Source organism: Microvirga guangxiensis, assembly GCF_900102135.1.
In the GTDB taxonomy this organism is placed as follows: domain Bacteria; phylum Pseudomonadota; class Alphaproteobacteria; order Rhizobiales; family Beijerinckiaceae; genus Microvirga; species Microvirga guangxiensis.
The window spans coordinates 412,185-436,028 of record NZ_FMVJ01000004.1; the positions used below are offsets into that span (position 1 = coordinate 412,185).

General features: G+C 58.2%; 19 protein-coding genes. 8 read left to right on the forward strand and 11 right to left on the reverse strand.

Translation table 11 applies throughout. The annotated features are described in order from the left end of the window. Window positions 1-341 precede the first annotated feature (341 nt). Entirely contained in the window at window positions 342-755 is a 414-nt protein-coding gene (locus BLP10_RS08395; protein WP_091133273.1) for a VOC family protein, read from the forward strand. A gap of 21 nt (window positions 756-776) precedes the next feature. Here the strand turns inward: BLP10_RS08395 and BLP10_RS08400 are convergent, their stop codons facing one another. Continuing rightward, complete coding sequence (locus BLP10_RS08400; protein WP_091133275.1) at window positions 777-2,408, reverse strand: alpha-D-glucose phosphate-specific phosphoglucomutase; 1,632 nt, start codon at window positions 2,406-2,408, stop codon at window positions 777-779. A 285-nt stretch (window positions 2,409-2,693) separates the two neighbouring features. On the opposite strand from BLP10_RS08400, the gene BLP10_RS08405 reads away from it, so the two are divergent. Continuing rightward, window positions 2,694-4,316, forward strand: coding sequence for an ABC-F family ATP-binding cassette domain-containing protein (locus tag BLP10_RS08405; RefSeq protein ID WP_091133277.1), 1,623 nt, complete (start codon window positions 2,694-2,696; stop codon window positions 4,314-4,316). Between the two features lie 77 nt (window positions 4,317-4,393). Here the strand turns inward: BLP10_RS08405 and BLP10_RS08410 are convergent, their stop codons facing one another. The 7 genes from BLP10_RS08410 to BLP10_RS08440 form a co-directional block, all read right to left on the reverse strand. Continuing rightward, the gene (locus tag BLP10_RS08410; protein WP_091133279.1) at window positions 4,394-4,951 is read right to left on the reverse strand and encodes a TIGR00645 family protein; all 558 of its coding nucleotides are present in this window, start codon (window positions 4,949-4,951) and stop codon (window positions 4,394-4,396) included. 100 nt (window positions 4,952-5,051) lie between these two features. Beyond that, on the reverse strand, window positions 5,052-5,810 hold the full coding sequence (locus BLP10_RS08415; protein WP_091133281.1) for an iron ABC transporter ATP-binding protein: 759 nt from the start codon (window positions 5,808-5,810) through the stop codon (window positions 5,052-5,054). Beyond that, window positions 5,807-6,766 (reverse strand): iron chelate uptake ABC transporter family permease subunit, encoded by a 960-nt coding sequence (locus tag BLP10_RS08420; protein ID WP_244510449.1) that lies wholly within the window; start codon window positions 6,764-6,766, stop codon window positions 5,807-5,809. Before BLP10_RS08420 ends, BLP10_RS08415 begins: the two co-directional genes overlap by 4 nt. Then, the gene (locus tag BLP10_RS08425) at window positions 6,759-7,721 is read right to left on the reverse strand and encodes an ABC transporter permease (RefSeq protein ID WP_091133283.1); all 963 of its coding nucleotides are present in this window, start codon (window positions 7,719-7,721) and stop codon (window positions 6,759-6,761) included. Before BLP10_RS08425 ends, BLP10_RS08420 begins: the two co-directional genes overlap by 8 nt. 116 nt (window positions 7,722-7,837) lie before the next feature. After that, entirely contained in the window at window positions 7,838-8,773 is a 936-nt protein-coding gene (locus BLP10_RS08430; RefSeq protein WP_091133543.1) for a siderophore ABC transporter substrate-binding protein, read from the reverse strand. 45 nt (window positions 8,774-8,818) lie between these two features. Beyond that, window positions 8,819-9,580, reverse strand: a complete 762-nt coding sequence (locus tag BLP10_RS08435; RefSeq protein WP_091133285.1) for a siderophore-interacting protein — start codon at window positions 9,578-9,580, stop codon at window positions 8,819-8,821. A 52-nt stretch (window positions 9,581-9,632) separates the two neighbouring features. After that, window positions 9,633-11,795, reverse strand: coding sequence for a TonB-dependent receptor domain-containing protein (locus BLP10_RS08440; protein WP_091133287.1), 2,163 nt, complete (start codon window positions 11,793-11,795; stop codon window positions 9,633-9,635). A 239-nt stretch (window positions 11,796-12,034) separates the two neighbouring features. Here BLP10_RS08440 and BLP10_RS08445 point away from each other — a divergent pair, with 239 nt between their 5' ends. The 6 genes from BLP10_RS08445 to BLP10_RS08470 all read left to right on the forward strand — a co-directional run bounded on the left by BLP10_RS08445 (window position 12,035) and on the right by BLP10_RS08470 (window position 18,104). Further along, a complete protein-coding gene (locus tag BLP10_RS08445) occupies window positions 12,035-13,501 on the forward strand; it encodes a glycosyl transferase family protein (protein ID WP_091133289.1) in 1,467 nt (488 codons plus the stop codon). A gap of 9 nt (window positions 13,502-13,510) precedes the next feature. Continuing rightward, window positions 13,511-13,948, forward strand: coding sequence for an EamA family transporter (locus BLP10_RS08450; protein ID WP_091133291.1), 438 nt, complete (start codon window positions 13,511-13,513; stop codon window positions 13,946-13,948). Between the two features lie 175 nt (window positions 13,949-14,123). Next, window positions 14,124-14,723 (forward strand): peptidoglycan-binding domain-containing protein, encoded by a 600-nt coding sequence (locus BLP10_RS08455; protein ID WP_091133293.1) that lies wholly within the window; start codon window positions 14,124-14,126, stop codon window positions 14,721-14,723. 172 nt (window positions 14,724-14,895) lie between these two features. Further along, window positions 14,896-15,393: an invasion associated locus B family protein gene (locus BLP10_RS08460; protein WP_091133295.1), complete on the forward strand. Its 498-nt coding sequence runs from the start codon at window positions 14,896-14,898 to the stop codon at window positions 15,391-15,393. 158 nt (window positions 15,394-15,551) lie between these two features. Next, on the forward strand, window positions 15,552-16,178 hold the full coding sequence (locus tag BLP10_RS23125; RefSeq protein ID WP_175493827.1) for a hypothetical protein: 627 nt from the start codon (window positions 15,552-15,554) through the stop codon (window positions 16,176-16,178). A 1,167-nt stretch (window positions 16,179-17,345) separates the two neighbouring features. Next, window positions 17,346-18,104, forward strand: coding sequence for a sulfite exporter TauE/SafE family protein (locus BLP10_RS08470; protein ID WP_091133297.1), 759 nt, complete (start codon window positions 17,346-17,348; stop codon window positions 18,102-18,104). A 67-nt stretch (window positions 18,105-18,171) separates the two neighbouring features. Here BLP10_RS08470 and BLP10_RS08475 read toward each other — a convergent pair whose 3' ends face one another. From BLP10_RS08475 to BLP10_RS08485, 3 genes are all read right to left on the reverse strand, one after another. Next, on the reverse strand, window positions 18,172-19,569 hold the full coding sequence (locus BLP10_RS08475) for a Wzz/FepE/Etk N-terminal domain-containing protein (protein WP_091133299.1): 1,398 nt from the start codon (window positions 19,567-19,569) through the stop codon (window positions 18,172-18,174). Window positions 19,570-19,851: 282 nt separating this feature from the next. Next, complete coding sequence (locus tag BLP10_RS23490) at window positions 19,852-21,462, reverse strand: right-handed parallel beta-helix repeat-containing protein (RefSeq protein WP_091133301.1); 1,611 nt, start codon at window positions 21,460-21,462, stop codon at window positions 19,852-19,854. A 750-nt stretch (window positions 21,463-22,212) separates the two neighbouring features. Beyond that, window positions 22,213-23,742, reverse strand: a complete 1,530-nt coding sequence (locus BLP10_RS08485; protein ID WP_091133303.1) for an O-antigen ligase family protein — start codon at window positions 23,740-23,742, stop codon at window positions 22,213-22,215. Between the last annotated feature and the right edge of the window lie 102 nt (window positions 23,743-23,844).

A 23,844-nucleotide genomic window follows, 5' to 3' on the forward strand; every position in this document is an offset into this window, starting at 1 on the left:
AACTCTCCCGGGATCCTTCTGTGGGAAACAGCCGGGAATGCACGAGGTTCCTAAAGGGGGGCTCCGAGCCTCAACCTGCTCTGCGACCAAGAAAAAAGGCCGCTGTTGCCAGCGGCCCGAAGTTTAGGGAGGAAACGCCCAAGAAGGGCAACAGCACCGCGACGCCAATCGCCGTGCTGCACTGCAATAAGTAAGGATTGCTCGACAGGATCGCAAGATCAAAAGGTCAGCAGGCCTGCCCAATTTTTCGCCTCTCAAAAAGGCAGTCTCTGCAAGGCAACATGAGCAGGCTTTTAGGGTAAGCTGATGAAAATGGATGCGACCTTACGACGTGAGATGTCATGCCCAAGCTGAAAGCTGTACTCGAAACGGCTCTCTATGTTGATGATCTGATGCGGGCCAAAGCCTTCTACGGGGATGATCTCGCCTTGCCCCTCCTGTTCGAAAACCAGCGCATGTGCGCCTTCGATGTGGGAGGCAAAAGCGTATTGCTTTTATTCCTGCGCGGGTCTTCTGCCCATGATATGCACACACCGACCGGCACAATTCCCGGGCATGACGGGCAGGGTCCGCTTCACATGGGCTTCGCCATCGAGGCTGAGGAGCTTGCGGCCTGGGAGGAAAGACTGCGCGAGCGCAATATCCCGATCGCCAGTCGAGTGACGTGGTCACGTGGTGGGACCAGCATCTATTTCCATGACCCTGACGGGCATGTTCTGGAACTGGCGACGCCCGGACTTTGGGCGACCTACTGACCGCCCAAATGAAGGAGAGCGTCAGGTGATGACGCTCGGCTCGTTGCGCCCGGTGCGCTTTGCAATTTCCGCAATGGCGTTGGCAGCCTCGGTGACTGGCGCCAGAACGCCCGCCGTCGGCAGGTTGTGGCGTTCAGCATTCGGCTCGAAGCGCTCAAGATAGACGCGCAGGGTCGCACCCGACGTGCCGGTACCCGACAGGCGGAACACAGCGCGAGCATCCTCCTTGAACAGGATGCGGATGCCCTGCTTCGGTGTCACCGACTGGTCGACCGGATCCGTATAGGCAAAGTCGTCGCATTCCTGCACGGTCAGCTCGCCGAAGCGCTGGCCGGGAAGGGTTGAGAGCTTGGCGCGCAAGGCATCCATCAGCTCATTCGCCGGCGCGGTCTCGAGTTCCTCATAATCGTGACGCGTGTAGTAGTCGCGCCCATAGGCGGCCCAATGCTCCCGCACGATCTGATCGGCGGGCTTCTTCGTGACCGCGAGGATGTTGAGCCACAGCAGCACGGCCCAGAGACCGTCCTTCTCGCGGATGTGGTTGGAGCCCGTACCCGCGCTTTCCTCGCCGCAGAGGGTGATGAGGCCCGCATCGAGCAGGTTGGCGAAGAACTTCCAGCCGGTAGGCGTCTCGAAGAAATTGATGCCGAGCTTCTTCGCCACCCGGTCGGCCGCGCGGCTCGTTGGCATGGAGCGCGCGACGCCAGAGAGACCCTTCGCATAGCCGGGAGCCAAGTGCGCATGGCTCGTGAGAATCGCGAGGCTGTCGCTCGGCGTCACGAAGAGCCCGCGCGCCACGATCATGTTGCGGTCGCCGTCACCGTCCGACGCAGCGCCGAAATCGGGTGCGTCCGGGCCCATCATCAGCTCCATGAGGTCATGGGCATGGACCGGGTTCGGATCAGGATGGTGGCCGCCGAAGTCGGGCATCGGCTCACCATTCACGACGGTGCCTGCAGGAGCGCCAAGGCGGCCCTCCAGGATCGCCTTGGCGTAGGGGCCGGTAATCGCATTCAGCGCATCGAAGCGCATACGGAAGCCTGAACGGAAGAGTTCGGAAACGGCGTTGAAGTCGATGAGCTGCTCCATCAGCTCCGCGTAGTCGGCCACGGGGTCGATCACGTGGACGACGGTATCGCCGATCTTGCTCTCTCCAATGCGTGTAAGGTCGATGTCGGCACCCTCGACAATGGCATATTCCGTAATGGCGCTTGCGCGCTTGAACACGGCCTCGGTGAAGGACTCGGGCGCGGGCCCGCCATGGGACATGTTGAACTTGATCCCGAAGTCGCCATCCGGCCCGCCGGGATTGTGGCTGGCCGAGAGCACGAGGCCGCCAATGGCCTTGTGCTTGCGGATCACGCAGGAGGCAGCCGGTGTCGAGAGAAGACCCTTCTGTCCCACGAGGATGCGGGCGAATCCGTGGGCTGCCGCCATCTTGAGCGCGGTCTGCACCACAGCCTCGTTGTAGTAGCGTCCGTCCCCGCCGATCACCAGGGTCGAACCCTTCGCGCCTTCCACATTGTCGAAGATCGCTTGAATGAAGTTCTCCACGTAGCGCGGCTGCTGGAAGACCTTCACCTTCTTGCGCAGGCCCGATGTGCCGGGGCGCTGATCGGAAAACGGGGTGGTCGGAACGCGAGTGGTCGCCATCGGTGCTTGCACTTCCTTGTATCGGCTCTGGGAGGCCTGTTCTTGGTCTTGGCATGACCCTGAAAACGGGTCAGACAAGCCAATCTAGGGCTGCTGGCACGAGATGCCACTGCTCAGATGAAGGTAAGATGAAGATCCTATGACGGGAATGGATGGCCTTAGCCTCCCGAAGAGTATGGTTAAGACCGACCGCTCAGCCCCTGACAATTTGCCCGTCAAAGGACCCTCGTCCCTGACGCCGACCCATGCCATAAGGCCGCCGAAACCGCTTTGGGCCTTGGAATTATGATTCGCGTCGAGAACGTCAGCAAACAGAACAGCCACCGCATCCTCTTCATCGAGGCATCGGCCACCCTCCAGAAAGGCGAGAAAGTCGGTTTGGTGGGGCCGAACGGCGCAGGAAAGACGACGCTGTTTCGCATGATCACCAAGGAGGAGCAGCCGGACGAGGGGCAGGTCTCCGTCGATCGCGGCGTGACCATCGGCTATTTCAGCCAGGACGTGGGCGAGATGGACGGCCGCAGCGCCGTTGCCGAGGTGATGGAAGGTGCGGGCCCCGTAAGCGAGGTGGCAGCCGAGCTGAAGGAGCTCGAGACCGCGATGGCGGACCCGGACCAGGCGGCGAATTTCGATGAGATCATCGCCCGCTATGGCGAGGTGCAAGCGCGCTATGAGGAGCTGGACGGCTACTCGTTGGAGGGCCGCGCGCGCGAGGTGCTCGCGGGCCTGGGCTTTTCCCAGGAGATGATGGACGGCGATGTGGGCGGCCTCTCCGGCGGCTGGAAGATGCGCGTCGCGCTCGCCCGGATCCTGCTCATGCGCCCGGATGCGATGCTCCTCGACGAGCCGAGCAACCACCTCGATCTCGAGAGCCTGATCTGGCTGGAGGAAGTCCTCAAGGGTTATGAAGGCGCATTGCTCATGACGTCGCACGATCGTGCCTTCATGAACCGCATCGTCAACAAGATCATCGAGATCGATGGCGGTTCGCTCACGACCTATTCCGGCGATTACGAGTTCTACGAGCAGCAGCGCGCGATGAACGAGAAGCAGCAGCAGGCGCAGTTCGAGCGCCAGCAGGCGATGCTCGCGAAAGAGATCAAATTCATCGAGCGTTTCAAAGCCCGCGCCTCGCATGCCGCACAGGTGCAGAGCCGTGTGAAGAAGCTGGAGAAGATCGAGCGCGTGGAGCCGCCGAAGCGCCGTCAGTCGGTGACCTTCGAGTTCCTGCCCGCGCCGCGCTCCGGCGACGATGTGATCACGCTGAAGAACGTGCACAAGAGCTACGGCACCCGCGTCATCTATGAAGGTCTCGACTTTTCCGTGAGCCGTAAAGAGCGCTGGTGCGTGATGGGCGTCAACGGCGCGGGCAAGTCCACGCTGCTGAAACTGGTCGCGGGTACCACCGAGCCCAATCAGGGCACGGTCACCATCGGCGCGAGCGTGAAGATGGGCTATTTCGCCCAGCACGCCATGGAGGTGCTCGAGGGCGATCGCACGGTGTTCGAATTCCTGGAAGATTCATTTCCGCAGGCCGGGCAGGGTTCGCTGCGCACGCTCGCCGGATGCTTCGGCTTCTCAGGCGATGATGCGGAAAAGAAATGCCGTGTGCTCTCAGGCGGCGAGAAGGCACGTCTCGTGATGGCCAAGATGCTCTACGATCCGCCGAACCTCCTGGTTCTCGACGAGCCGACGAACCATCTCGACATGGCGACCAAGGAGATGCTGATCGAGGCATTATCGAAGTACGAAGGCACGATGCTCTTCGTCTCGCACGACCGCCACTTTCTGGCAGCCTTGTCCAACCGGGTTCTGGAACTGACGCCCGAAGGCATTCATCAGTATGGCGGCGGCTACACTGAATATGTGGCGCGCACGGGCCAGGAGGCTCCGGGACTGCGGCACTAAGTTTCCGTACGAACCACAAGAACAAAGGGCACGGATGACATTCTCATCCGTGCCCTTCGTCATTCTTGCGTGAGGTTTTAGTGATCCTTCGCCTGCGTCATCCGGTCGACATAGGCGATGCCGATGGCTGAGAGAATGAAGACGGAGTGGATCACCGTCTGCAAGATAATGCCGGTTTCGGTATATGAGCTTCTTGCCGTACCGACATAGCCCGCCTCGATGAACGTGCGCAGGAGATGGATCGACGAGATGCCGATGATCGCCATGGCGAGCTTTACCTTCAGCACGCCGGCGTTCACATGGCTCAGCCATTCCGGCTGGTCTGGGTGCCCATTCAGGTGGAGGCGCGACACGAAGGTCTCATAGCCGCCTACGATCACCATGACGAGCAGGTTGGAAATCATCACTACGTCGATGAGGCCGAGCACCACCAGCATGATTTGCATCTCGCTGAAGTCGGCCGCGTGAAGGACGAGGTGGACCAGTTCCGTGAGGAACAGGAAGACATAAACGCACTGGGCAACGATCAGGCCGAGATAGAGGGGCAACTGAAGCCAGCGCGAGCTGAAGATGAGGGCAGGCAGGGGCTTAAGGGCTGCAGACTGCGCCTGAGGCTTATCGTGGATATGGTCCATCGGTCTTTTCTGAAGAAACGGAGGGAAGAGCGTGGCGGTAAACCGCCCGGCCCGACATAAGACGGCATATTTCAAGTTACAAGGTTCCCGCCCTGCCGGGTCAGGTGTAATAGATTGAAATCCGCCGCCCCTGAGTCTCCTGGATCTCCACCTCCATATCGTAGATCTCCCGGATTGCCTCACTCGTCATGATCTCCTGAGGAGAGCCATGGCGGACAACGGTCCCATCACGCATGGCGACGATGTAATCCGAATAGCAGGAGGCGAAATTGATGTCGTGCAGCACCAGGACGACGGTCTTGCTCAATGCGTCGGCGGCTTCTCTCAGCAACTTCATCATGCCGACCGCGTGCTTCATGTCGAGGTTGTTCAGGGGTTCGTCGAACAGCACGTAGTCGGTGTCTTGGCAGAGGACCATGGCCACATAGGCGCGCTGGCGCTGTCCGCCCGACAGTTCGTCCAGAAAACGGTCGGCGAGCGCTTCGAGGCCGAGAAAGCCAATGGCGCGTGCTGCCTGGGCACGGTCCTCTGCTGTGAGGCGGCCCTTCGAATAGGGATAGCGGCCGAACTCGACGAGATCCCGCACGGTTAGCCGGGAGCCGACCCGGTTGTCCTGCCTGAGGATGGACAGGCGCTTTGCCAAAACATCGGATGGCGTAGTGGTCACATCAAGCCCATCGACAGTCACCGTTCCAGCCGACAGGGGCAGGAGACGGCTGATCATCGACAGAAGCGTAGACTTGCCCGCGCCGTTGGGACCGATGATGGATGTGATGCCTTTGCGCGGGATCTGCAGAGACACATCGCGCACGACGATGGTGTCGCCATAGTTCTTGCGAACGTTGGAGATCTCGATCAACGGGCAACTCCTCTGATCAGCAGGGCGAGGAAGACGATCCCACCCACGAATTCGATGACGATGCTCAGGGCCGTGTCGAAGGCGAACACGCGTTCGAGAATGAGCTGACCACCGATGAGGCAGATAACAGCAAGCAGCGTCGCGACCGGCAGCACGAAGCGGTGCTTGTGTGTCCCGGCGATGCCGTATGCGAGGTTGGCGACAAGAAGACCGAAGAAGGTCACCGGCCCGACCAAGGCAGTGGACACCGACACGAGAACGGCCACCAGCATGAGGATGACGGTGACGATCCGGCCATGATCGAGGCCGAGATTGATGGATGCTTCGCGGCCGAGAGCCAGTACGTCATAGACATGCATGAGCCGCCATCCGAAGAACGATGCAATCAGGATCGTTGCGACCGCGATACCGAGGAGATTGCTGTCGATCGTATTGAAATTCGCGAACAGGCGGTCCTGCAGAACCACGAATTCATTCGGATCAATGATCCGCTGCATGAAGCTCGACAGGCTGCGGAATAGAACGCCGAAGACGATGCCGACGAGAACGAGCAGATGAAGGCTGCGGCTGCTGCCGGAGAAAAGCCAGCGGTAAAGCGCCGTCGAGAATACCACCATTGCTCCTACATTGAAGGCAAACAGCAGGCGCGGATCGAGAGCCGTGAGGCCAGCCGACCCGATGGTGAAGACGAGGCTCGTCTGGATGAGGATGTAGAGTTGATCGAAGCCCATGATCGAGGGCGTCAGGATCCGGTTGTGGCTCACTGTCTGGAACAGCACCGTCGAGACAGCGATGGCGTAGCCCACAAGGGCCATGGTCAGCACCTTCGTGCCGCGGAAGGTGAGGATGAAATCCCATTGGCCCCGGACGTTCAGCGACATGAACAGCGTAATGATGCCCACTGTGAGGGCAGTGAGGATCAGCAGCGCACGGATTGGTTGCCTGTTCTCACGCAAGACGCTGGCGTCCTCTCAGCAGGAGGAACAGGAACAGGGCGCTGCCGATGATTCCCATGATCGTACCGATGGGAACCTCGTATGGGTAATACACCACACGTCCGAGGATGTCGCAGACGAGCACGAGGCCCGCGCCGAGCACGGCGATCCAGGGAAGGGAGCGGCGCATGTTGTCGCCCATCATCAGGCTGACTACGTTGGGCACGATCAAGCCGAGAAACGGCAGCATGCCGACAGTGACGACGATGATGGCGGTCACCATCGAGACAATGATGAGACCAAGCGACACGATGCTGCGGTAACGCAGGCCGAGATTGGTGGAGAAGTCCCTTCCCATCCCTGCGAGCGTCAGCCTGTCTGCGACAAAGTAGGCCAGAAGGGTCAGGGCAAGCCCGATCCAGAGCAGCTCATAGCGGCCGCGCAGCACGCCGGAGAAGTCGCCGGTCGTCCATGCATTGAGGGATTGCAGAAGGTCGAAGCGGTAAGCGAAGAAGGTGGTGATCGCACCGACGATACCGCCGAGCATGATGCCGACGAGCGGCACGGTGAGCACCGAGCGCAATGGCACGAGCTTCAAGATGCGCAGGAACAAGGCTGTTCCCGCCAGCGCGAAGCCTGCTGCGACCAGCATCTTCACGATGACCGGAGAATCGGGCACGAAGAGCGTCACGGTGAGCAGGCCGAGGCTTGCGGATTCAACCGTGCCTGCGGTGGAAGGCTCCACGAAGCGGTTCTGGGTGAGCGCCTGCATGATCGTGCCCGCAACCGCCATGGCTGCCCCGGCCAGTATCAATGCCAGTGTGCGTGGAATGCGCGAGATCAGAAGGATCTGCGTGGCATGCTGTCCCTCCTGCGGCCAGAGAAGCGCCGTCAACGACAGATCGCCGGCGCCGACCAGCAAGCTGATCGACGCAAGAATGATGACGGCGGATACTGCGAGAGGAAATTTCACGATCGGTCAGGAGCGCTCGTACCGAGCACCTCGATTAAGGGTTTCACATGGAAAAGCGGATCACCCGAGGAGTGATCCGCACCAGTGCAATGCCCCGAAGGGTAATGGTCGTTCAAGAGTTATTTCTTCGCCAGAGCCTTTGAAATCTGGTCGACGCTGGCCTGCATGGCTGTCAGTCCGCCGCCGATCAGATACCAGTTGACGGGGTCGAGATAGACAACCTGATTGTTCTTCCAGGCCGTGGTCTGTGCGACGAGACGGTTGTCCAGCACCTTCTTGGCCGCACCTTCGGAACGTCCCGTCGCGATGTCGCGGTCGATCACGAAGAGCCAGTCAGGATTGGTCTTGAGAATGAATTCTGCGTTGACGGCTTGCCCGTGGTTCGTGGTGGCGAGATTTTCCACGGCCGGCACAACGCCGAACGAGTCATGCAGCAGCCCGAACCGCGAGCCCGAACCGTAGGCGCTCATCTTGCCGCCGGTCGTCAGCACGAGGAGGCCCTTGCCGGCTTTCGCGGCCTGCTGGCGAAGAGCGGCCATGGACTGATCGAGCTTGGTAAGCTGCGCATCAGCTTCCGCCTGCTTGTCGAAGATCCTGGCGAGCGTTTGAACGTTGCGCTTGACGCTTCCCACGTAATCCTTGGTGTCGACCGTTAAATCGATGGTGGGAGCGATCTTTGCGAGAGCCTCGTACTTTGCGCTGGAGCGACCGCCGACGATGATCAGATCGGGCTTTGCAGCGTTGACAGCTTCGTAGTCCGGCTCGAACAGGGTGCCGACCTTCTCGTATTTATCGGAACTATACTTCGAGAGATACGCGGGGAACCGCGCCGTCGGCACACCCGAGACCTCGACGCCGAGGGCGTTCAGCGTATCGAGGGAAGCCATGTCGAAGGCCAGAACCTTCTTCGGCTTTGCAGGAACCGCCGTTTCACCCTTCGTGTGCTGGATCTTGAGCTCCTGGGCACGGACATCCGTTGTCATTGCACCCAGCGACAGAGCGCCTGCAACCACCGCGGCAAGGGTGTAGGGCAGGCGGGCAGAAAAATTCATCATGGCATTGCTCTCCAAGAAAGGGCTTGGTTGCCTGTGCAACCTGCGTCAGTCTTCAACATGGTCGTGGCCGCCGATCCGGCCGGGGCGCCAGTAGCCCTCGGATGAGATTTGATCGCGGGTGAACCCTCGCGCGATGAGGGCGTGCCTCTGGCGGCGGACATTGCTCGTTTCGCCGATGAGATAGGCGTGACCTTTCCCTGACGGCAGTGGAAAGCCCTGTATCACGCCATTCATGAGTTCGCTTGGACCCGCGGGCGCGCCATTGCGATGCACCCAGCAAATGGCGGCATCCGCTTCGGTCTCCAAAGCGATCTCGCCGCTCTTGTTGGCGACTTCGATGAAGACGAACGCCTTGGTGCGGGCAGGCATGGTCTCGAGAATATGGGCGATGGCCGGAATGCAGGTCTCGTCTCCGGTCAGGAGGTGCCAATCCGCATCGGTGCGCAGCACGGTGCCGCCGCGTGGACCCTTGGCCTCGATCAGATCTCCAGTCTTAGCCTGCAGGGCCCAGATGGGGGCGGGCGTGTCGCCATGGAGCAGAAAATCGATGCTGATCGTCTTCGCAGACCGATCCATGCTGCGGATCGTGTAGTCACGGCGTCCCGTTTCACCCTCGGAGAGAGGAACCATCAGAACGATGGCCTGCCCCGGCTTGTAGGCGAACTCGTCGATATCATCCGCTGTCAGAACCACACGCCGCATGTTGGGCGGCACGTTGAAGCTGTCGACGACGCGGAAGGTCCAACTCCGGAGCTGGGGCCTTTGGCGCGGCGGCGCATGGGCAGAGATGTTGCTGGTGTCGGTCATGGTAGTCCTTATCTGCGATCGGCGAGGGGAGGGGCGCCTCCCCTCGGTTCGATCAGAAGGTGGCTGACATGCTCACCCAGAGACGGCGTCCCTCGACAACCGTGTTATAATCGGTGGGTTCGATTTCCTTGTCGAAGACGTTGTAGACAGCCGCATTCAAGGTCAGCTGTTCCGTGAAATCATAGGACAGGCCGATATCCATCGTGGCATAGGCATCGTATTTGCGGCCGGACATGCCGTTGATGAGCACCGGCGTGCCGATGGTGCCGATACGGGCGCCGCCTACGATCTCGGAGCCGTGGTAATTGACGGCCATCCATGTCTCCAGACCGGTTACAGGGGTGACCCAGTCGAGGCGCGCATTGGCCATATGCTTGGGCGTACGGGCAAGGGGGAAGCCCGCATAATCGCCGGTCTTTTGCTCGGAATCCGTGTAGGTATAGCTGCCGCGAAGCGAGATGGTGTCCGTCGCCCGCCATGTGGCGGCCAACTCGACACCCTGAATGATCGCATCGTCGATATTGTAGTTGTACCAGAGGCGATAGTTCGGATCCTCAGACCAGCGGACGGGCCTGCCGGCGTTGTCCAGCACCAGCGCATTGCTGATCTTGTCCTTGAAATCCGTGTGGAAATAGGTGGCGCTGGCGGTGAAGCCGGTGAGGCTGTCCCATACGGCGCCGATTTCATAGCTGACACTGGTTTCAGCTTGCAGGTTAGGATCGGCGATGATGACGCCGCAGGTTCCTGTAGGGCCATATGAGCAGCCTTGCCCGCCGGTGGTGTAGGCATAGCCCGGTGCGATCTGGCGTATCTCGGGGGCACGGAAGCCAGTGGAGACGCCACCCTTCACGGTGAGGTTCTCCGTTGCATGCCACACCGCATAGCTGCGCGGGCTGAAATGCTCGCCATAGACTTCGTGATGGTCCATGCGCAGGCCGTTGGTGATCGAGAACGTATCGGTCAGACGCCACTCATCCTCGGCGAAGAGCGCCCATTGGTTGATGCTGAACGTCTCATCACGGCCGGTGCGGTAACCGGGATTCTGGTCGGTCAGCATGGCGTTGAACCACTGACCACCGGTCACCAGCGTGTGCGTGCCGAACAGCTCATACGGCGTCGTGAACTTGCCGTCGACGACCGTATTGCGGATCTCAGGCGAACGAGGATTCTTGGCGAAAGCGGAGGTTCGGGGATTTTCCGTATAGCTTCTGCGCTCGGCCCATTCCTGCATGATCGAGAAATTGGAGGTCGTCGGCCCCCAGCGGCCTTCATGGGTCAGCGACCAGTACTTGCGGTCGTTGTAGTTATACGTGTCGTTGGCGGTCTCTTCGAGGGTGCCCCATTTGGAGGCATCGCGGCGAATGCGCGTGAAGCCGCTCTCCAGCATCAGGTCATGGTTCTCGCTGGGCGAGAAGGTCAGGCGTCCGCCGATATTGCCTTCGCGCGCGCCGGTGATGCCGCTCAGGATCTCGTCTTCCTGGCGGCCGAAGCCACGGCCCCACATCTGCAAGCCAAGCATCCGATGAATCAGCGGGCCGCTGGTGTAAAAGGAGCCCTGAGCCGAGTTGCCGAAGTCGTCGTGCTGCTGAAGCGTGCCGTCTGCCGTGACCGTGCCAGTCCACTTGTCGGAGACCTTGCGCGTGATGATGTTGATCACGCCGCCCATGGCGTCGGACCCATAGAGGGACGACATCGGACCGCGGACGACCTCGATGCGGTCTATGGCCGAGACCGGGGGAATGAAGCTCTGCTCGAAGCCCGCATTGCCGTTGGTGCGAGCGTCGCGCGTGCTCTGGCGCTTTCCGTCCACGAGGATCAGGGTGTAGCTGCCCGGAAGGCCGCGAATATAGACATCCTTCTCGTTGGCAACGCCGGTTACGGTGACGCCCTGAACCTCTCTCAAAGCATCCGTCAGGTCGCGGAAAGAACCCTTCTCGAGTTCTTCTCGGGTGATGACGGAGATGCTTGCGGGCGCATCCTTGACGCTCTGCTCGAAGCCCGCAGCCGTGACGACGATCTGATCGAGCGCGATCACATCCTCGTTAGCTGCCGGGGATGGAGCGCTGCCTGCGACCTGCGCGAAGGCCGTAGAGGGAATAAAAGAGAGAGAAGCAGATAGGCCAGTGCAGGCAAGAAGCAGCAGCGTCCGATTGGCGCTCTTCCTTGCAACTGACCCGCCGACATCCTGTCGATCCGAAGTGCGAAATCCCGTCATTGCCCCCAACCTTACTGAAAAACCTGTTGCTGGAAGGAGCTACTAGGTTCCGCAGAAGAAGAGGGTCAACGGCTATGTTTGAGAGTCGTTCTGAGTTCAGAAAAACGCAATTTATAATAGCTCTAAAGTTGTTCTGTGAGACTTGAAAGGGCTGCCGGAATGAGGAATACGCAAACCATTCAGAACAATGAGTATATGACTGGCAGCTTTCTGCGGCCGAACTTTGAAATAGAGCTCTTTTGGATTCCGCATCACAAGAACCTGGTCTGAAACTTGGGCGCCTCCGGCTCCTTCTGGCGTTGGATACCCTGCTCGTGGAAGGCAGCGTCAACCGTGCCGCCGAGCGGCTCGGCATGAGTGCGCCTGCGATGAGCAGGCTTCTTGGACAGGTTCGGGAGATCTACAACGACCCGCTCTTCGTGCGGTCGTCGAGGCGCCTGATCCCGACGCCTTTCGCGGAAACCATGCGCCAAAGGCTGCGCGCTCTGGCCGCAGAAGCCGAGGCGTTGTCCCAACCGCAGGAAAGGGCGCCGGATGGTACTCTCATCGATCTTGCCGCTTGGGCGTCAGCTCCTGTGATCGAAGCGGCGCCTTTGACCGTGCGGCGCAGCGTTCTGCTTGAGGGCGAGCCTCCTCCGGAGACTTTCGCGCGCAAGCTCGCCTCTCTCGGGAAGGCTGAGGATACACGCAAAAGGCTTGCGAAGCACATTGCCACGATGGGAGCAGGGATCGGTCACAGCCGCCCTCTCACCATTGATGAGGCAGAGGATGCGCTCTCCATCATCCTTGATGGCAAGGCGGATCCCATCCAGATCGGCGCACTTTTCTCCGTCATGAACTTTAGAGGCGAGACTGCAGCCGAACTCGCCGGGTTCGTCCGCGCGGCACGCACTCACATTGGCGCCGCAGATGCGGGCGCCTCCTACGCAGATTTGGATTGGCCGGCCTATATCTCCCCCAAATCCCGCCGGATGCCGTGGTTTTTGCAGGCGGCATTGCTTCTCGCTCAGGTGGGGCACAGAATCCTTCTGCATGGAATGGATGGCGGTGACGGCACAAAAGGCAAGATCGTGTCCGCGGCCAAGGCTATCGGTATTCCTGTCTGCACGGACGCCACGAATGCGACCGATGCCATTGCCAAGCACGGCATCGCCTATCTTCCGGTCGCTGCGATGTCGTCTCAGCTTCATCGTCTGCACATGCTCTATGGGCTGTTCGAGACACGCCTGCCGGTCAATTCGATGATGCCGCTCCTGAACCCCCTCGGGGCTCCATCGCTCATGATGGGCGTGACGCGTCCGGCCTATCGCGAGCTGCATTGCGATACGGGCGCGCTCCTGGGGCATCGAAACCTCACCGTGGTGGGCGCAAGCCGCGATGCTGCCGAAGCAGCGCCATTCCGCTCTTCCACGCTTCTTCGCCTCGTCGATGGAAAAGCGGAAAGCCTTTTCATCTCCGCCTCGCCGGAGCCACCCGCCTATCCCACGATGGGAATGGCCAGCCTCGAATACTGGCAGTCGATCTGGACAGGAACCGTGCAGGATGAACGTGCTGCGGCTATCATTGTCGCCACGGCAGGGATCGCGCTTCTTACCTTGAGAGGCGGTCAGGCCGAGAGCTTCGGAGAGTGCCTTCAAGCGGCAAGAGAGCTTTGGGAGGAACGCAGGCGCGATCTCTTTCAACAGAGCCACCGTTCCAATTGGTGAGGATTGCCAATGAGGTCAATCTTTCTGTCGTGGCACTTCTGGGCGCTTCTCTCTGCGGGATTTGCCGCCCTGACCGCCATCTTCGCGAAGATCGGCATTGAGAACGTCAATTCGGATTTCGCGACTTTCATTCGCACATGTGTGATCCTGTGTGCTCTCGGTGCGATCCTGGTTGCGACAGGACAATGGCAATCACTCGGATCGATCTCGGGACGCAGCTATGTCTTTCTTGTGCTCTCTGGTCTTGCGACAGGAGCTTCATGGATTTGCTATTTTCGCGCTCTCAAAATCGGTGATGCTGCGCGGGTTGCGCCTATCGACAAGCTCAGCGTCGTTTTCGTTGCGATTCTCGGGGTTGCTATCCTTGGTGAGCGGTTGTCTCTCCCCAACTGGCTCGGCGTCGGGCTCATTGCAGCTGGTGCAGCGCTTGTCGCTTACAAAGGCTGACTAAGCTCTAGACATGCGTGGAGCGTGAGAGACCTGGTCTCTGTGCGTGCAACAGGCGCAGGCCTCGTCATGGTTTGACCACGTTTTGACGTACCTTGGCCCGGCATTCTTCAGTGTTTCCGGAACCGGATTGGTGAAGGAAATATCATGACTCTGGGAAAACGGAGAAATTAGCTTGAAGTTCAACCGCATGGCCGTTCCTGTTCTGGCTCTCATGTCCGTCACGGGATGGGGAGCATTTGGCTATTCTGTTCTGACGTCCGTTGAGATCGAGAAGCAGATGCGGGGGCAGGCTGCCATTCTTCAGGATGTCCAGGCTCAGTATATGGAACAGCAGGAGAAGGCAGAGGAAGCAGCGAAGGAGACCGCCGGTCTTCGTGAGCAGCTCGCCGCATCCCAGGCCGAGCTCCAGAACCTCTCGACAAGAAGCAAGGAAATCGACGCGGAGCTAGCGAATGCGCGAGGCCAGTTGGCGGCATCCCCTCTGACCGGTCTGGTCCAGGGCATTGGCACTTCGCCTGATCTGCTGCGCATCAAGCCTCGTCCGACGAAGCAAGACGTGATAGCCGCTCAAGAAGCGCTGACGCAGCTCCGTTTCGGAGATCTCAAGGCTGACGGCGTGATAGGTTCCTCGACTCGCAAAGCGGTTGAAGAGTTTCAACGCACTGTTGGCTTGCCTGTGACCGGCGAGCTTCATGCCCAGACGCTGCTCTCGTTGATGCGGTCTGCGAAGGTGATGGCGGCTCAGGGCGAGAGAACCGAAGAGCCACTTTAAGCAGAAGCTGCATTCTCACGATCTGTTGAAGACGTCTCAAACCCCTATGTAATATGTCGAAATCGGCTCGCCGGCGGATAGCGCGAGCCGATGGTCCGGAACATTTACCATCGGGTAACCTCGCCTTGGAAGTTTGCAGGCTCCGCAATCTCTCAAGGCGAGTACTCCGTAGATGAAGTTGTTCAGCACTGCCGTTGCGTTCATTGTTCTATCAGGCACCTGTGCCTTTGCGCAGAGCCCTCAATTGCTCGGATCGAACGAACACTGGAGTGCTTGGAAGGCTAGAGAAGGCAATGCAAATGTCTGCTACGCGTTCTCTGATGCTGCATCGAAGAAGCCGGAGCATCTCGATCACGGACGGGTCACCCTGTTCGTCCGCCACCTGAAGCGCGGTAAGGTGCGCACGGAAGCCAGCCTGCAAACAGGCTACGCATTGGCGCCTGTTGCGATTCGTGTTGCAATCGACGGTGAGACATTCACGATGATTGCGCGTGGCAGCTATGCCTGGTTACGACGCACGGAGCGAGAAGCCGAATTTGTGCGTGCACTGGAGAAAGGCCGTGTGGCGATTGTCGAAGCAACCTCACAGCGGGGCAACAAAACCACGTACCGTTTTCCTCTCAAGGGGTTTACTGCAATGATGCGGAAAGCCCGCCAGGAGTGCCGCTAGCGCATTTTCGTCTCCATCGGACATTCCAGCTACTTGTTATGATGCAAAAGCCCTTGGCCCGTAGGGAGCCAAGGGCTTTGATCCGTTTGCCCTAAAGGTGGTCAGCGACGCGAGCCGGACTCTCCACGCCCGCCACCCGAGTCGCCACGCCCGCCGCCATGATCGCCGCGGCCACCGGGATCTCCACGGCCTCCACCGTGGTCGCCACGGCCGCTACCGTGATCGCCGCGGCCTCCTTGGTCATCACGTCCACCGCCGTGATCACCTCGACCTCCTCCATGGCCACCTTTGCCTCCATGGTCGCCACGCCCACTACCGCGATCATCGCCCTTGCCGCCGTGGCCGCCTTTCCCGCCACCGTGATCATCCTTGCCGCCGTGGCCGCCCTTTCCACCACCGTGATCACCCTTGCCGCCGCCGTGGTCACCTTTGCCCCCACCGTGGCCGCCTTTGCCGCCGCCATGGTCACCTTTGCCTCCACCATGGCCGCCCTTGCCGCCACCGTGATCGCCCTTGCCTCCACCATGGCCGCCTTTACCGCCGCCGTGTCCGCCTTTGCCGCCACCGTGGTCACCCTTGCCGCCGCCGGGACCGCCAGTCCCTGGGCCACCATTTCCGGGACCACCATTTCCAGGACCGCCGGTCCCTGGGCCGCCATCGCCAGGACTACCGGTCCCTGGACCATCGGTTCCTGGATTGCCCGTTCCTGGATTACCTGTTCCCGGATCTCCGGCGCTCGGTCCGCCCGTGCTAGGATTTCCTGTATTGCCTCCAGGTGTCCCTGAGCTTGGTGCACCGCCGCCGCCGGAGCTGCCACCACCCGAACTACCGCCCGCGCCTGATCCTTTGCCGGAATTGCCACCGCCGCTAGGGGCTCCGCCACCGGAGTTATTGCCGCCTGTGCTCCCGGTGCTCCCACGAGAACCAGTGCTGCTCGCGAGTGTATCGCTCTGTCCGCGGTTTCCGTCGCCGCCAAAGCCTAAGAACCCTGCTGCTGGGGCGGCCCATCCACCCATATATGGGTCGCTTGCAAGCGAGCCTGTCGTCGTAGCATTCGGGATGTCTCGTCTGGCTTGAGGAAGGATCCTACACCGACAAACCTCCTGCCCTTGCACGATCCGATGCCGGCAGTTGCCATACATCGAAGGGTCGGCAACCGCGGGCACGCATTGCTGCCCAGGTCTCACAGTCTGGGCAAAGGCCGCGGTCGAGGAGGCTAGGAATAAGGCGACGCTAGACAAAGCAAGAGCGTGCGAACGCTTCATGTGTTCACCTACATAAAATGTGATTGCCAAAGTAAAGCCACAGAAAAGCGGCCTGCACGCCTAATTAATGCCGATATAGGAATGAGGTTCTATTTAATTAACGGGGTAGTTATTAGGTATTATTTCGCAATTGCGCGAGTAATACTTTTGAAAGTAAGGAAAAATCTCAGGCAAAAAGAGCTACTGTCTTTAAGCTTCAAGGCATAAGGGGTAAGTCAAAATGATAAAGTGTATCTGCTGATACGGCTTACCTTGATATGAAGGTGAACGGATCTCCCGTTGCGCCATAAGCAAAAGAGGTATGGTGGCGCAGGGAAGGACATACTGCTTCGCGCAAAACGTGGGCCCGCGATGTGCCTTAGAAAAGTTGGGGGGCACTAAGGGGTGCAGAGAGATTTCTGAGGAAGCCGCATGAGCATCTTTGTTCTGAGAATATCCCAGTGAAGCGCCCGACGATCGCACAGGGCACAGGAAGAATGCCTCCAAAGTGCACCTTGTGAGAAGCGATATCGCGGATGCGCGCAGTGAAAAAGGTCTGATGCCAGTCCTCATCTGGCTTGACTGCAAACCTGTCATCAGTTCACAGGAACAGTAAAATAGCGGCTCTCCAAATTGAGTAGCCGGCATTCCATCAATTCCGCTTCCAGTCTCTGCAAAGACTCGCTTGGTCGAGGACGTCCTTCTAGCATGTCAATTCCCGAGCTCACAGGCTTCTTGATCCTCACGGGCATTGCTGCTTACGCGCAAACTCTGACGGGATTCGCTTTCGGCCTCATCACCATGGGTGGAGTTGGGCTTACTGGGATTCTGTCCCTGCCTGATGCAGCAATGATCGTGAGCATGCTGACCCTTGTGAACGCCACGCAGATGCTCCTTAAGGGCTGGCGTGATGTGGCGTGGCGTCAGCTCGGCCTCATCATGGCTGCGAGCATTCCGATGATTCTTGTCGGCTATTTATTGTTGGAATGGCTTGCTGGAAGCCATGTCGATCTCTTACGCCTTTTCCTCGGCACGGTGATCATTGTCTCGAGTCTGCAGCTTGCGCGAAAGCCTGAGCCGCTCGCTGAGCCATCCGGAAACGGAACGTTCCTGTTTTTCGGCGGCATTTCTGGAGTGATGGGCGGGATGTTCTCAACCGCAGGGCCACCTCTCGTTTATCACTTCTATCGCCAGCCTATGCCTTTGACGATAATCCGTGAAACCCTGGTGACCGTCTTTGCACTTACTGCAATATTCCGCATCAGCCTTGTAGCTGTTTATTGCGATCTTCCGTCAAGTTCGAGCATGTCCGCTCTCTTGGCTGTTCCGGTCGTGACGGGCGCAACTTACGCTGCTCGCAGGTGGCCGCCTCCTCTGTCGCCCTTCACAATGCGACGCATCGTCTTCTTCCTTCTCCTCCTCTCTGGGATTGCGCTTGGCTTGCCTGCCGTCATGCGCCTCTCATGATTTCCTCGATCCCGGCGACTTATGCGATCACATCAAGGCGGGCTGGATCGGCCGCATGAAGCGGCTGCTACCTTCTGAGGCGTCTCACTTGAGATCTGCTTTCAGACATGGCGAAGAGGACGGGACTCTGGAGAATGGCCTCAATTCCTTGAGGATCACGGATTCTGAGATTGACCCGATCCCTGATGACGGCTGCGCACAAGGCGAAGGCGATCGCTGCTCCAAGCCCAATGGCCACCTGAAGCAGCCTTGTGCTGGAAGGAATGTTTGGTGTCTCCGCGAACTCGGCAAGGCGTACGCTGGATGTTCTTGTATCGGATTGGGTATAGAGGCGGACCAGATCGACGCGACGGCGAGTGGCATCGAGGCGTGCATCGTAGGCTGTCTTAAATGCCTCGGCTTCATCCTTCGCAGCGCCGGCCTGGGCGCTGCGATGCAACTCTTCTTCCAGATCCGCTACGGCTCTGCGAAGCGAGGCTCTCGTCTCTAGTGCAAGAAGTGTATCAGAGTGATTAGAGCCGCGTTCCAATTGCAAGGTCCGAACCTGTATATCTGATGCATCGAGCTTCCGTCTAACGGTGCCGAGTTGCGCAATCATTGCGTTGTACTTCGCCGGACTGATAAAATCTTTTGTGTTTGCGTTGTCGACAGCAGGTGCTTGAGAGATCAGTGATGAACGCGCACGGGCGGCCAGAAGTCGCCGCAGATCATGTTCAACATTGGCTGTGAGAGATCCAGTGCTGTCCGATAGCAATGTGTGCGGGCTGGGAACTTCAATGCGGGAAGCCTGCTGCTCGGCCGCACTTTTCAGAGCCGCTCGGCGATGCTCGAGAATGTCGGATTGGGTCTGTGCAAAGATTTCCTGACGCAGATCCAGGGCTCTGCGCATACGCAAGAGTTCGACATAATGGTTGCGGTATTCTTCGATGATCGCATTGATTGCTGAGGCCGCCAGTGCTCCATCGTCATCAGACAACGAGACTGTCACGTAGTCGCCGTTGCCTTCAACCTTCAGTGCTCGGCTCCAGCGTCTGATGTATCTTTCCCGCCTCGGAAGCACGCTCAGGATGCCCCATCTGTCGAGCGTTGCGAACGCCTGTTCTATTCCGTCGCGTATAGCAGACCGCCGCCGGGGGCGCTCATGCGGGCGAAGCTTGTCGACAACAGTCTCAATGACTGGGCGTGACCGCATCACGTTGGCGACATCGTTCGCCATCTCGGGAGCTGCACTGGGCTGCTCGAGTTGATTTCGCAAAAGTGGATTGCTGGTCCGTTCCACGACGATGCTGCCCGAGGCAGTATAAACAGGAGCAATGAGATAGGTCAGACCGGTGGCGACGCTTGCAATGGCCAAAGCCGTCACGACAAGGAACAGGCGCTGTCGGTAGAAGAAGCTAGCCAGTTCACGTAAAGCCAACTTCGTCTCATGGCGGTCGAAAGCTCGCGGTTCACTCTCTGTCAGCATGGCTGTTCAGATTTTATGCCACACATTGGCTTCGCGCCCGGAAGACCAGGACCAGACAGTGTAATCTGCAAGTGGCAAATGTTTCATGCTCCCTGATCAGAAAACTCGCGCCCTTCGTCGGAAGGCATCGCCCATTCTACAGGCCGCAGCAACGGGAGAACATCATCCATTGTTGGTAGAGGAGAACAGGACAACGAAAAGGCGGGGGCGATCCCGTAGGATCGCCCCCGCCCTCCAAACACGCTAGCAGGTTGTCTCGAGAACCCTGCCGTTATCTGCCGATCAGATGATGTAGAAGTCGGCTGCCGTGAGCTTCAACCCAGGCTGCAATTCAGCAAACTTGACTGCGGCCTTGGACCCGGAGCCGTCAGCATCGTAAGAGAGCGCACCAGTGCTGCTGTTGTAGATGATGCGATCGTCGGAATCGAGCGCCTTCGTGCCGATGCGGAACTTGCTGGCGGCAAGGTTGCCCCAACTGCCAACCTTGGTCATCACGGCATTTTCTAGATAGATACGATCCAGCTTGACCTCGAAGTCGGTGATCTTGTCGACATTCGAGCTGCCAAGAGCCGTGTTGAACACGAATACGTCGGCACCGGCGCCGCCAGTCAGGATATCGTTTCCGGCGCCGCCACCGATCTTGTCGTTCCCACCGAAGCCTTTGATCACATCGGCGCCGGACGTGCCGACGAGTGTATCCTTGCCATTGGTCCCGTTGATAGTCTTGGTCGACTCAGAAGGTACCGTGGGGGTGGGTTCAGGAGTCGGCGTAGGCGTAGGAGTCGGAGTGGGCTCAGGAGTCGGAGTGGGTTCAGGAGTAGGCGTAGGCGTAGGAGTGGGCGTAGGAGTGGGCGTAGGAGTAGGAGTGGACGCGCCGTCCGCGACAACTCCCGCATGCACCGTGCTCCAATCCAGCGGAGCCTTTCCATTCGTAAGGTTCTGCAGAATCGTCGGCTGAGGGTTACCGCTGTCGACAGTGAGCCAGTTGGCACGATCCATGCTGTTGCCGTCGAAGGTCACAGTACCGCTAGCCCAGTCCTCGTGGGTGGAGCCGGCGCTGACAATATCGATGAAGCGATTGGACGAGACGCCCCTGAACCAGTTGTCTTCCACGGTAACCTTATCGGCGCCCATGATGCGCAATGCCTGCTGGCCCGAGTTGTAAACTTCGTTGCCGATGATACGGATGTTCACAGCTTCGAACTTGCCGGTGCCCGGGCGCATGGACTGAATATCGGTGCTGCCACCAGCTTGAATGGCCCAACGGGCATTGTCATGGAGGAGGTTGTATTCGATGGAAACGTTGCTCGATCCACCCTTGACGTGGATACCACCGCTGCCGGTAACGCCGTAGATCTCATTGTGCGAGATGACGCTGTTCGTCACACCGACAAAGTCGATGCCCTGCTCCTGCGTTGAGCCTTCACTTGTATTGTTGGTGACGGTGATCCTGTCGCCCTGGCTGACTTTGATTCCGTCGCCGGCCGCTGCCTTGATGTCGTTGTTTCGGATGATGATATTCGTCGGCAGGTCGGCCATGTTATTGGTCGACGTGAGATGGATGGCTGCTTTAGCCATAGGGCCAGCAATAACTTTGAAGCCGTCGATGGTGATGTAATCGGATGCAGCGACCTTAATCGTCTCACGATTCTGATCGGCCGGGCGGATCTCTGCCTTGCCACGACCATCAGCCGATACCAGTTCGATGGGCGCGCTTGCGGTCCCGCTCTTCGGGAACGACACATTCTCCGAATAGACACCCGCCTTCACCATGATCTTCGTGCCCGGCGTTGCGCGGCTTATAGCTTCTTGTATGGACTTCAGAGGGGCGGTCTCAGTTCCAGCAGCTCCGGCACGGCCAGTAGTGGAAACCCAGATAATGTTCGTAGCCATTATAAATCTCTCTCAATTATAGGAATAAAAACTGAAATATGAAAAAGCTCGCCCCCGCCATCGAGCAGCGAGATTCAAGCCAAGGGCAGAACCGGAACTCTCGATGCTGACAAACAAGCAAGAGGGATCCGACTCCGAAATATACTCAGAGGGGAAAGGATACTGGAGGGTGAAGAAGCAATTGTGAGATTCTGAAGAAAAACAGAATCAGTACAAGGGCTTGATCAGATTAAATAAAGCAGCAACCCAAAGCATAAAATAATAAGCGCTGTCATCAATTAAGCTGAGATGCGCGCCATTAAGCGATCATAACCATGATTGAACCCCGAAATTTCATTTAATAATTATTCATTAGCAACGGGGCGGATAGATCGTAATAAAATGCGACCAAATAATGGCATTCACGGATTATGTATTCCAGGTAAGATTAAGAAGAAAAATTTCTTATGAAATCTTTAATATTTGAAGAATGTATTCTGGGCGATCAATAGGCAGTAGAATGAAGAAAAGGAAGAAAGTCATGCAAAATCTATGAAATTGAAAAAGAGATAATGCGCGACCCGCGTCACTTATTCAGTATGCGATTCCGCGACGTGGTTCAGCCTGGAGCATACATTTCTGCGGCTAGCTTCAGGATTGTTATGATCGCATGGCTAGCTCATTGCATCATTCATACAGAAACGATCCATATCGCAGTTTTCCCGGCGAATTGGTGCCAACAATCATCATTGCGGTGAGCCGCTCGGGCGTTCAAGACATTGCAGGAATACGATTGCTATCGGACGTTGAATTGTCGAGAGAGCTACGTTCTTCGCTCTCTAGCGCCGGATAGTTTATGGGCCCGACCCTCATGACTGAAACCATGCCAACCATGAAGCAGACAAGCGACATGAAATAATTGTAGGCCAGGAAGTCGACGAAGAGCCCGTTAACAAGAAGGCTTGCCAGCATTGCCAGAACGTAGAGCGCAGTGGTGCGCGTGAAGGTCGTTGCACGTGGATCTCGATAGATGGCGCGAAGAGTGCTGATGCAGGCAGTGAACGCCAGAATATAGCAGATAAGGCCTACTGTCCCGCATAGTACGAGGACATGAATGTATTCGAAGTGCGGGACTCCGATGCCTGCTGCCCATTCTGCGCCAATTTCCCCGGCTCCGTCCAGATAAGCATTTTTGGCGTCGCTAAAAGAATGCCTCCCGAAACCTATCCCGAAGACAGGGAAATTTTCTATCATGTTCGTCGCAGTCATGAACAAGGCAACTCGATTATAGATCGGCTCAAGTTCGCTGAACCTATACAGCAGAGCATCAACATCCAGGACAAGTGGAATAACAGCAGCTGCCGCAAGAACTCCGAAAGCGCCGCCAGCGGCGATGAGAGGGCGAATGCGTCGATCCCCCAAGAACACGATCAGCAGACCTAAAGCGAGGCCTACGAGAGGGGATCTGGTCATGCAGATGACAATCCCCCCGACCATGATTCCGAAGCTGAAGAGGAGCGCAAGGCGAAGTAGGAGATTCTGAGTGGTCACCAGTTGTGCGAGCGTCAGCAATCCAATCCCGGCAAGAACCGATCCATATTCGACAGCATTTGCGAAGGTGCCGGTTGTGCGTCCCTCGTGAATGACCTCGAAAGATGTTGGCGTAAACCACTTTATGCCAAGAAAAAACTGAAGTACCCCGATCCCGAATAGGCCTAATCCAGCAATTGTCAGAAGGCGTAGAAAGCGGAGAACGTCAGTTTCTGTCCAGTCCAGCCTGCGGGCAATCAGGATCGACAGCCACGGCATCAGGTAGCATTGAAGAAGAAAAGCGAGATCGCCTCTGATCGTCTTGAGATCCTTGTCGATGATTGTCGTTAAAAAGGAGACGACAAGCACGCCGACAAAAATTAAAGCCCTCCGGTCCAGTTTAGACATGGGCCGAGCCTCTACGGAGCGTGTCATCATCCGCACGATCATCAAGCCCAGTAGCAGAAGAAACAGAGCACGTTCCAAAGTGAAGAAGGGAACGCTCGCCGCGATGTTGTTGGGAAACACAAATAGGGTAGGCTGCCCGATCAGCCAGAGCATCGCAATGAGCTTGGAGTCGATGACAAGCAGAAATCCTACCCCTACGACGCCAAAGAACATGGCGGCGCCGATCCAATCTGATGATGCGACCGAAAGAGCGAGGCCTAAACCAAGGACGACCCAAACTGCGATTTCAAGTATCCTCGCAAAGAGGCGGCTGCTGTACCGCATTGGACGGTGATAGCCAATCGCATTGAGAATCTGTGACATATACGTTTGTCCTACACCTGCAGCTTCCGGCGACTTGGAACGCTAGTGCCGGAAATGAAAGCACTGCGCAGGTTCGTTGCTGCTTCGCGCTGAGAACGCATA